The organism is Streptomyces sp. NPDC005799 (genome assembly GCF_040630525.1).
Lineage (GTDB): Bacteria > Actinomycetota > Actinomycetes > Streptomycetales > Streptomycetaceae > Streptomyces > Streptomyces griseorubiginosus_B.
In genome coordinates, this window is record NZ_JBEXXQ010000168.1 from 1 (window position 1) to 3,297 (window position 3,297).

A 3,297-nucleotide genomic window follows, 5' to 3' on the forward strand; every position below is an offset into this window, starting at 1 on the left:
GTGTCTCTGGGCCTCTGGACCTTACGACGGCCCGTCCAACCCACGAACAAGGTAGGACCCTCTGTCAACACACTCCGCATCTCGGGGGAAGCTCAGGGGGAGACCAGCCAAGGCCGTGAGTGGGGCGTGCGGAGGGCGGTCGCCTCTCGGCGAGGTGCTCCATGGGGCTTCAGTCGGACGCTCTCCCCGTGGGCTGTAGGTGAGGCCCGGGGGCACTGTCCCCTCCGCCAGACATGTACAGGTGAACGTTCAACCGCCTCGGGTTGTTCCCCGCAGAACCCGAGGCAAGGCCGGGCGGCGGCCGAGGAGTGGCCGCTCTGGCCGAGTCAGCCGGCGGGGGCCATGACGTACGAGCAGGACTCGACCACCACAAGCTATGGGCAGGCCGATGCGCCTTTCATTTGCCTCGAATCAGTCGAATTGCGACGGCTATCGCCGTTCCCGCGACGGCTCCTGAGAGCGCCCAGGGAATGCTTGGGTGGCCGCCGTTGCGGTGGTAGCCGATGGACGCGGTGAGAAGGGTGACCGCTAGCCTCGCGCCTTCATGTGCAGGGCGTCCGGTGGGTGATCAGAAACGCGGAGAGTGCTCCTGACCTGCAACGATGGGACTTGTCTAGGGTCCAGGTCGTCGCATGAAAGAAGCACTCTCCAGGTGAAGAAGCGTATCGGGTCCTACCCGCGTGTCCGCGTCGAGGGCGGCGGTCGCGGAGTGGTCTCTAAGAGGGCGGTATGTGAGTTCATAGACGATTTGCCGTCACCTGAACGTGTGGGACTGCGGCATCCCAGTCGGTCGGCGGGCTCGGGCGTGCTGGGCTGGTCGCCGTGAGCGAGCGCAAGCCCTACAAGACCGACCTGTCCGATGAGCAGTGGGCGCTGGTTGAACCGGTGATCGTCGCGTGGAAGGCCGCACACCGCTCGGTCAGCGGCCACCAGGGCCGGTACGAGATGCGGGAGATCGTCAACGCGCTCCTCTACCAGGGCCGCACCGGGTGCCAGTGGGACCTGCTTCCGCATGACCTGCCGCCGCGCGGCGCGGTGATGTACTACTTCACCAAGTGGCGTGACGACGGCACCGACCGGACCATCCACGATCTGCTGCGCTGGCAGGTGCGGGAGAAGGCGCGACGGAAGGCGGACCCGAGCCTGGTGGTGCTCGACACCCAGAGTGTGCACGCGGCGGCCGGGGTGCCCGCGCAGTCGACGGGGTGTGATGCGGCAAAAAAAGTACCGGGCCGCAAGCGCGGCCTGGCCGTTGACGTGTTGGGCCTGGTGATCGCGGTGGTGGTGCTCGCCGCGTCCGTGCACGACAACGCCGCCGGCATCGCGCTGCTGGACAAAGTCGCCGCCGACACCGACACCGTTCAGAAGGCCCTGGTCGACCAGGGCTTCAAGAACGCCGTCGTCGCGCACGGCCAGACGGTGGGTATCGAGGTGGAGATCGTCGAGCGCAACCCGGCCCAGACCGGTTTCGTGCCGATCCCCAAACGGTGGATCGTGGAGCGCGCCTACGGGATCTTGATGCTGCACCGCAGGCTGGTGCGCGACTACGAGCACCTGCCGCGCAGTTCGGAGTCGCGGGTGTACTGGGCGATGACCGCCGTGATACTGCGCCGGCTGACCGGGGCCACCGCTGCGGCCTGGCGCAGCGTATGACCGGCGGGGAGCTGACCCTCGGGGCGGTGCTGGTGCGGCTGGAGGAGCAGGAACGGGAGATCACCGCACAGGCCGAGGCGACGAGGGAGCAGATCGCGCAGCTGACCGCACGGCTGGACGAACTCGGCCGGGCCGCCGAAGAGGTCCGGATCACCCGCAAGACACTGCTGGCGCTGCCCGATCCGCAGCCGCCCGCGCCGCCGCCCCCGAAGCTGCCGGACCATCCGGCCTACCAGCAGATCATGGCGGTGTTCACCACGGCCGACACGCCGCTGCGAGCGCGACAGGTGTGCGAAGCGATGGACATGGAGATCGCGCCCAACAACATCAACAACACCCGCCTGAAACTCAAGCGGCTCGCCGAACGCGGAATCCTGGCCGAGACAGAGCAAGGCTTGTTCACCCAGCCGCGGCCGTAGCCGCCCGACGACGCCCCAGCCCGCTTATCCCTCCCGAAACAGCGAAACGGACATCAGGTCACGTACCGCCCTCTTATGACTGTCGGTGCGGAGTGTGCGTGTCGAGTTGTTGCCAGCGTCGTGCGAAGTCGGGGGTCAGTCCTGCGATGTAGTGGGGGGTGATGGGTTTGTTGTATTGGGCGGTGATGCCCAGCAGGGCGCATTCGTGGGCTACTGCGGCTTCTCATTTGGGTGTCACGGGGTGACGCGGTGGGTGTCGTGTGTTGGTGCTGGTCAGGGTGATGGGTTGTATATCGAGTGAGGGTGTTTGGGGGCATCGTGTGAGAAGTCCGGGCGTGCTCGGGTGAGATGGCCAGGGGGATGATTTTTCTGGGCGGCAGCACTGGGTGTGTCGATCCCAGCTAGTTGATCTTGGTCGGCCGTGGAGTGATGCCTGGTACGTGCGGCAGCCGACGCCGGTACGGGCGTACTGCCCCGGGGGGTGTGCGGTGGGCCGTGGCCGGCTGTCCTGCCGGCCAGGTACACGGAGGGACCCCCACCGAGGTGGGGAGGCGGTGGCCCGTGCCTATGCCGCCGTTCATGGGCAGGAGGGACCCCCACGGGGTGGGGAGTGGGCCCTGGTCGGGGGCCTGATGGCCGGGTACACGGAGGGACCCCCACGTGTGGTGGGGAGGGCTAGGCCGGTATCGAGGTCACCACCACAGCGCTGGAGGGACCCCCACGGGGTGGGGTAGACGTCCGGGCCGTGCTGTGCGCTGACGCGGGGGTGGACGGACCCCCACGGGGGTGGGGAGGCGGTGGCCCGTGCCTATGCGGACGTGCATGGGCAAGAGGGACCCCCACGGATGTGGGGAGGGCGTGTTGCCGCGTGGTGGAAGCGTCACCTGCTCGCTTGGCGCGTGTGCAACGGCGGGTTGACCCCCACGGTGTGGGGAGGTGGCGGGGCTGATACACGCTGCCATGCAGGAGCGGGAGGGACCCCCACGGGTGTGGGGAGGGCCGGCCCATCAACCCTGCGACTCTGTGCCGCTATGGCTGACCCCCACGGTGATCCTGCTGGCCAAATGTGAGGTCACGCGGCGAGTGTGAGGTCGAGTCGGGCGAGGTGGCTGGTGCGGGTGTGGTCGAGTGGCTGGCCGTTCCACCAGGCGTCGAGGCGGATCAGGTTGAGGGCGACGGCGGAGTAGACGTGCTCGAGGTGGGTCTTCCTGAGCCCGCGGTAGCG

The 3,297-nt window shown here is 67.8% G+C and carries 2 protein-coding genes; both read left to right on the forward strand.

What is annotated here, in order from left to right; all coding sequences use genetic code 11:
* The first annotated feature begins 822 nt into the window (after positions 1-822).
* Positions 823-1,653: an IS5 family transposase gene (locus tag ABZ453_RS50825; protein ID WP_359026828.1), complete on the forward strand. Its 831-nt coding sequence runs from the start codon at positions 823-825 to the stop codon at positions 1,651-1,653.
* A gap of 26 nt (positions 1,654-1,679) precedes the next feature.
* A complete protein-coding gene (locus ABZ453_RS50830; RefSeq protein ID WP_359026830.1) occupies positions 1,680-2,072 on the forward strand; it encodes a hypothetical protein in 393 nt (130 codons plus the stop codon).
* Positions 2,073-3,297 lie beyond the last annotated feature (1,225 nt).